Below are 6875 nucleotides of genomic sequence, written 5' to 3'. Positions count from 1 at the left end.
CTGCGCCACGGTCCGCCCCAGCGCGCTCCCGGCGCCGGGGACGCAGGCCGTGCGCAGCGTGTCCTCCAGGCCGGGCGTCACGGCGGCGACCTCCACGGAGGGCTCCTCTTCGGCGCAGCCGCCCAGCGTGGCGACGGCGCAGCCATCCCCGAGCGTGGGCACGGCGAGCTTCACCACGGTGCGGACCACGTCTCCGCACTCCAGGGAGCGCGTGCTGGCGGCGCCCATGTCGGAGAGGAAGTGGCCCCACAGTTCGACACGCCGCTGCTCGGTGATGTCGCGGAAGTAGACGGAGAGGCCCTCCGGTGAGGGGTACGCCACGACGCGCAGCCACCGGTCGTCCACGACCGCGGGCTGCTCCTCCTCCACCGGGACCTGCGCGGCCGTCGCCTGGCGCAGCAGGGCCGTCATGGCCGAGCCCTGGGGCCCGGAGAAGACCTCCGCCAGCTTCCGGCCCAGCAGGGCTTCACGCCCGCGGCCGAAGTACGCCTCCGCGCGCCGGTTCACGTAGGTGAAGCGCCCGTCCCGGTCGAACGCGGCGAAGCCGTCGGTGATGCGCTCGAGCACCGCGTTCATCCGCTCGCGCGCCGCCTCCGCCTCCTCGCGCTCGGCCTCTTCGTGCGCCAGGTTGCGCCGCGCCTCGTCGGCTTCGCGGCGGCCGGTGATGTCCTCGTGGGCCACCACCACGCGCAGCGGACCCGAACCGGCGAAGCGCGTGGCCCGCAGCAGGAACCAGCGCCGGACGCCTCCGGGCTCGTGGCACGGGTACTCCAGGAGGAACGGCTCCGTGCGGCCGGAGATGATGGCGCGGATGCCCGCGGCGACAAGGGACGCCTCCTCGGAGAAGCTGCCCCGCGCGGCGTCCGTCACCCCCAGGTAGTTCGCGCCCACGCCGCACGGGCTCCGGTCCTCCACGCAGCCGTTCTCGCGCGCGAAGCGCCTCCAGGCCTCGTTGACGGCGAGGATGGTGCCCTGGCCATCCAGGATGGCGATGTGCGTGGACAGCGAGTCGAGCGTGGAGCGCAGGAACTGCTCCGACTCATGCAGCGCCTGCGCGGCCCGCCTGCGGGCGCTGACGTCCCGGAAGAAGACGGTGAGGCCCTCCGAGGAGGGGTACGCCTGGACGTCGAGCCAGGCGTCGAGGGGCGCGTAGTAGGCCTCGAACGCGACGTTGACCTGCTTCGTGAGCGCCCGCTGGTACTCCTGCTCGAACACGGAGCCGCGGGCCTCGGGAAACTGCTCCCAGACAACCTGCCCGAGCAGCTCCTCCCGGGGGCGTTTCAGCAGCCACTCGCTGTGCCTGTTGAGGTAGGTGAAGTGCCAGGAGCGGTCGAGCGCGAAGACGGCGTCCGAGGTGCGCTCCAGTGCGTCGAGGGCCTGGAGGGACGAGGGCTCCCTGGACGCGGGCTGCCCACGCGCGCTCCGTCCCTGGCCCTGTCGCAAGACCATTCCTGCCTCCCCCCATGGAAGACGTCTGAGGGAAGTATGGGGGCCGTTGCCCGGCGAGGCCGCGCGAGGGCGCCCGGGACGACTCCCCGCCCGAGGGCCAGTCCCGTCCACGGAAGGGGAGCGCCCCCCTGCCCGCGGGCCCGGGTGTCCCTCACACCCTGGGCCCCGGATAGCGGTTGCCTGCTGCTTCGCGGCCTGAAGCGCGGGACCTCGTGCCTGGAGCTACGGGGCCGCGGGTGCGAGGCCGAGGCAATCCTCACTGTATTTCGTGACGGCGTAATCGGTCATGACGCCGGTTCGCAAAGGGGTCCTGCCGCAGTAACACCGATCCGAGCCGACCTCCGTCGTGTACGTGGCGTCGCTGTAATACACCGTCAAGGAGTCGCTCGTGCAGCGGTAGAGCGAGTCCTCGCGCGCTGCCAGTTCGGGCGTTGCTCGCTGATCGGCTTCGTCCATTCCACAGCCGAACTGAACCCCAATGACAGCAAGACCGAGCATCAATGAACGGCGCATGATTTCTCCAGACAAACGTGGCGCGTCAGGTGATTGCTGCCTGGACATGGTGCCACGCTGGCTCGCGCGAAACCCTGTCAGGTCATGGCAGGGCCTCTCAAGCGCATGGATTGTGTTGGATGCACGACCTGGGAGGGCGGAAGGCGTTCAGGGTCTGAGTTCCCCGGTCGCGCTTCCTGTGCCCCGCCGGGCTCACCCCGCGTTGCGGATGCCTTGCTCACCGGAGCGATGTGCCAGTTGGAGGATCTCCTCCTCCGACAACTGCTCTGTCTTGATGATGTTCCGGTCCGCCTTGAGCTGCTCCACCTGGCCTTCGCGCAGCACGTGGAACTGTCCGGTCTTCTGGGCAGGCAGACGAACGGATGCGTCCACGCGGGCCTCCGCGAACATCGGCTTGAGTTTCCGGAGGGCGGTCTCCTCCTTCACGCGGCCCGCGAACCAGGCCCGCACGTTGTCGCGGCACTTGTAGTCGAGGTCTCCCGGGCTCTGCGTCGCGAGCATCACGCCGACGCCCGCCGAACGCGCGCGCCGGAGCAGGTTCTCCATGGGCTGCTTCGTGGCGGGAATGCCCATCGCGGGCAGGTAGATGTCCGCCTCGTCGAAGAGGAGGACCGCCTGGAGCTTCGGGGACGGGTGCTGGCTGGCCCAGCGGTTGGCCTCCACCAGGAGCTGCGACACCCAGAACAGCGAGCTGTGCAAGCCGCCCAGGAACTTGGTGCTGATGATGCTCAGCCGCGTCTTGCCCGGCACCTTCGCGGCCCCCAGTCCCAGCAGCTCGTTCATGTCGAGCTTCTCCCCGGTGTTGGAGAGCAGGGCCTGCGCGTTGAGCCGCAGCGTCGCCAGGTCCTGGGCCAGCTTGGTGAAGACCTTGTCATCCAGCCCATGCGCCTCCTGGACGAGCGTCATGTCCTGAGCGGCGACGAAGCGCTGGATGAGGTCCAGGGTGATCTCCTTCCCGGACGGACGCTGCACCAGCAACCGCAGCGCCAGGGCCAGCAGGGCCTTCGCGGCCTTGTCCCGGGGGCTGCTCCTGTACTCCAGCATGGTGGAGAGGGCGTCCGCCGCCTGCTGGAGGATCTGGTCGCGCTCCTCGGGCGAGAGCTTGTCGAGTCCTCGGGGCACCACCGGAATCGACAGCGGGCGTCCGTCCGAACGGCCCGGCGTGTAGAGCGCCACATCCACACGCTCACGCAGCAGCTTGCGGCGCTCGGTCATCATCGGGTCGTCCAGGGCCTCCTCCCACGATGCATCGCGCGCATACGCGGCGAGGTCGCCCTTGCGGTCCACGAGGATGGCGGGAACGCCCTGGATCACCAGCTGCTCGATCAGGTTCAGGGCGAGCGTTGTCTTGCCGCTGCCAGGGCCACCGAGGAAGGCGCTGTGCTGGTTCAGCTCATCCGGTCGGACGTGGACGGTGTTCGCGAACACGCCTTCGGAGACGCCCACGCGCATCTGGCCCTTTGGGCCTTCGTCCTTCTTCGACTCCTTGGGCCCTTCGTCCTTGATGAGCGCGGGAGCGGACTTCGCGGGCTTGTGCGGCAGGATGGAACCCGCGGGAGTCACCTCCCACTCGGATTCCCCATCGGACACGGCGGACTCGCTCAAGGCACCCGCCTTGCCGGCCACTGGCACGGGTGCCGCGACTGGGGCCGAAGGCGCATGCTTCCCCAGAGCCAGCAGGTCCGTGATGCCCTGGAGTCTCGTCACCGGACGGGCCACGCGGCTCCATCCGAGGAACGCGGTTTCGTCCTGCTGCTTGCGGAAAGCCTGCAACGCGAGCAGCTCCCGCAGGTCGCTGGGGCCCACCACCGCGCGCCGCCCGCCCCTGCGCTGGAGCACGGCGGTCTGCTCCGCCACCAGTGTGCCCAGACTGCCGGGGAACTCCGTGGTGCGCACCAGGACGGGCAGACTCCTGGCCGCGGCCCTGAGCGCGCTCGCCATCTGCCGTCCCAGGTGTCCGCCTCCTGGACTCTTGTTGCAGATCACGACATGGAGCTTCGCGTCGCCCGGCTGGGCCGTGACGTCGAGCGTGTCATCGTCACGGTGGCTCACCTTGAACCGGTTGGTGTCTCCCAGTTCCTCCGCGCTCACTTGGATGCCCCAGGCAAGCAAAGCTGCGAGGTCCGCGTTGCCTTCCGGCACCCGCGCCTTGAAGTTGGCCTTGAAGTCCGTCCAGGCCTGATCCAGGTCTGGTGCCGGGGGCATCTGGGGGGGGACGGTGCTTCCCTTGGCGGGCGACTGCTTCTTCTCCGGCAGGGGGAACGCCGCCGGCAGCTTGCTGTCCTGGATGCCCTGTTCCCTGTATCGGTGGCAGGCGTTCAGGATGTCGCGCGGGCGCTGTCCGCTCAGCAGGTCGAAGCCCTGGGACGGAATGGGGTAGGTGGGCTGGGCCGGGTTGAACGCGATGTTCTGCTGCTCATACAGCGCCTTCAACCGGCGGGCCGCGATGTCCCGCGCCGTCTGCGCGGTGACGTTGAGCTCCAGGTCCACGGGTTCAGGGTTGCGCTCGATGCGGTCGAGCATCGCGCGATTGAGCTTCGAGCGCGTCGCCGTCCAGAAGTCGGAGAGGCAGCAGACCACCACGATGGCCGAAGGCACCTGGGCTGCCAGCGCGACCAGCGTGCTCATCGCGCGGCGGAAGGAAGGCTCCATCTGAGGCTTCTGCTCGAAGTCGAGCATGTCCTCGACCTGATCGACGCAGAGGACCAGCGCCTTGCCGAAGATGCCCATGAGCTGGCCCAGCTGGATGAGCATCCGGCTGGGGGACTCCTCGGTGGTGCGCGGCACCAGGTTGCCGATGATGGCCCGGTCCTCTGGTGACATCTCCTCGCAGCGCAGCCACTGGACGATGCGGTGGTGGAAGCGGGCCTCGCGGCGCTGGAGGCAGAGCAGGGCTCGCAGGAGGTTGACGTCGATGTTCCGGAACTCAGGATCCGCGTGCAGGTCGTCCGCGACCGCCCGGATGTTGCCGTGCAACTCCTCGTCGTCGAGGAGGTCCTCTTCGGGGATGTTGGCCGCGAAGATGTTCTTGCAGCGTTTGAGCACGGCCTCGGACAACAGCATCAGCCCCGAATCGTCGACGTGTCCGTGGTCGTACGGCTTCTCCAGCGAGTCGATGACTTCCGACAGGATGTACCGGTCGTAGTGCGTCACATCGACGGTCATGGGCAGATAACCGACGTAGCCCTTGCCGCTCTCGTGCACGCTGTTGCGGAAGGCGCGCACCAGGTGCGTCTTGCCGCTGCCGGAGTCACCTTTCAAGAGGAGGATCCTCCCGTCCTCCGGAGGCGTCTGCGCGGTGGCGCGCTTCACGAGCCGCTCGAACGCCGCGCGCGCGGGTGCATTGATGGAAGGCACGTCGAACGGGTCCCGCTTCCACAGCGTCTGGCCCTGCTGGACGCTGTTGAAGATCTCGGGGCCATCGGACAGGAACGCTTGCAGACGGGCGTCTTTGGACATGGGAGGCTCCTGAGAAAGGGTTCCGCTTAGAGGATGACGAAGTGGAAGCTGGCGCCGACCGCACGCACCTCGGACTCGGTGATGTCCCGGGGGTTCATGGCCGCCAGCAGGTCCGCGCGTCCCAGGGACAACTGGCGGGCGCGGTTGGCGGCGAGCAGCGCCTCATTGAACGCCGGGCGGTCCGACCACTCCGGTTGCAGCGCCATCCACACGTGGGAGATGAAGACCTTGTTGTCACCGAAGCGGCCCGTGGGGGGCACCGCCTTCGCCACGTCCAGCACCCGCCTGGCGAACGACGCGGTATCCGTAGGCAGTGACTTCTCGGAAGCCTCCACGAGCTTTGGCCCGGTCGCGGAAGCCCTCTCCTCCGACAGCACCCACTCCCTCAGCGCCGCCATCCGCACCACCTCCGCGTCCACCCGCGACGCCCCCACCGCGCGGGCAGCCAACTGCTCCACGCCTCGCTTCGGGTCGCTGACCTCCTGTTCCAGCAACTTGCCCAGCAGGTGTGCCTGCACCGCGCGCAGCGAGAACGCCTCGTCCGTCTCCACGCCCAGTTGCCGCCACAGCAGCCGGTCGCGCACCTGCGCCAGGGTCGGCGTCTCCGGCCCTTCCACCGCGTGCGCCCGCTTGAGCACCAGCGCCCGCACGCCGTCCGCAGCCGATAACCGCCCCAGCGCGGCCTTGGAGTTCGGCAGCCCCAACCCCTTCGCCAGCAGGTGCTGCTGCTTCACGCGCTTCCAGGTAAGCCCCTTGGGCGACTCCACCCGCAGGAACCTCAGCGCCTGCTGACGGCCCGGCCCCGTCAGCGCCAGCCCCGCACGGCCCCGGGCCTCCACGAGCTTGCCGTCCAGCAGCCCCGTGAGCAGCGCGTCGAACCGCCCGGTCCATTCGCCCCGGCTCCAGCGGTGCTCCACGAAGGCGTGCAGCGTCTTCGCCAGCTCGTTGCGCGTGCCGGCCTTCTTCTCCGAGCGCGTCGCCAGCCATGCCAGGGCGAGGCCCTGGAGTCGGGTGTCAGGAGTGTCGGTGTCCATGTCGTGGCTCCCGCCCGCCAGGCTCGCGCCTCCGGGCTTCAATCAACGTGTCCAGGGTGTGGAGGATGTGTTCCAGCTGGGACAGCACGTCCGTCGCGAGCAGCCGGTACACCCAGTAGCCCTCGCGCTGCAGGTCCAGGTCCTTGCGCCGGTCGCGGCGGAACCGCTCCGGATCCTGGAAGTGGTGGTAGCCGTCGACCTCCACCGCGATGCGCAGCGAACGGCACAGCAGGTCCACCTCCCAGGAGCGCTTGTCCTCGGGATGCAGCCGGGCGTTGAGCTCGAAGAGGCCCGCCGTGCCCGCGTGCTCCTCCAGCCGGTCGCGCAGGTACGCCTCCGCCTTGCTCCGCGCCCGGTCCGCGCCCGCCTCGCCCGCGCCCGTCAGCACCGCGCGAGCGCCAGCCCCGACATGCCCGCGCC

General features: G+C 69.3%; 5 protein-coding genes. All 5 read right to left on the bottom strand.

The genetic code is table 11. The features are described 5' to 3' along the window. Positions 1-1449: PAS domain-containing protein (locus ACLEQD_RS33720; protein ID WP_410389700.1), on the bottom strand; the 1449-nt coding region annotated here is incomplete at its 3' end. Between the two features lie 222 nt (positions 1450-1671). Continuing rightward, positions 1672-1962, bottom strand: a complete 291-nt coding sequence (locus ACLEQD_RS33715) for a hypothetical protein (protein ID WP_410389699.1) — start codon at positions 1960-1962, stop codon at positions 1672-1674. A 192-nt stretch (positions 1963-2154) separates the two neighbouring features. Continuing rightward, positions 2155-5421: a type IV secretion system DNA-binding domain-containing protein gene (locus ACLEQD_RS33710; protein WP_410389697.1), complete on the bottom strand. Its 3267-nt coding sequence runs from the start codon at positions 5419-5421 to the stop codon at positions 2155-2157. Between the two features lie 26 nt (positions 5422-5447). Then, complete coding sequence (locus ACLEQD_RS33705) at positions 5448-6455, bottom strand: hypothetical protein (RefSeq protein ID WP_410389695.1); 1008 nt, start codon at positions 6453-6455, stop codon at positions 5448-5450. Beyond that, a partial coding sequence (locus ACLEQD_RS33700; protein ID WP_410389693.1) for an endonuclease domain-containing protein occupies positions 6436-6875 on the bottom strand: 440 nt, incomplete at its 5' end. The genes ACLEQD_RS33700 and ACLEQD_RS33705, both read right to left, overlap by 20 nt.

The sequence above is a fragment of the Corallococcus sp. 4LFB genome (assembly GCF_046520365.1).
In the GTDB taxonomy this organism is placed as follows: domain Bacteria; phylum Myxococcota; class Myxococcia; order Myxococcales; family Myxococcaceae; genus Corallococcus; species Corallococcus caeni.
This window is presented reverse-complemented; position numbering and strand designations above follow the sequence as displayed.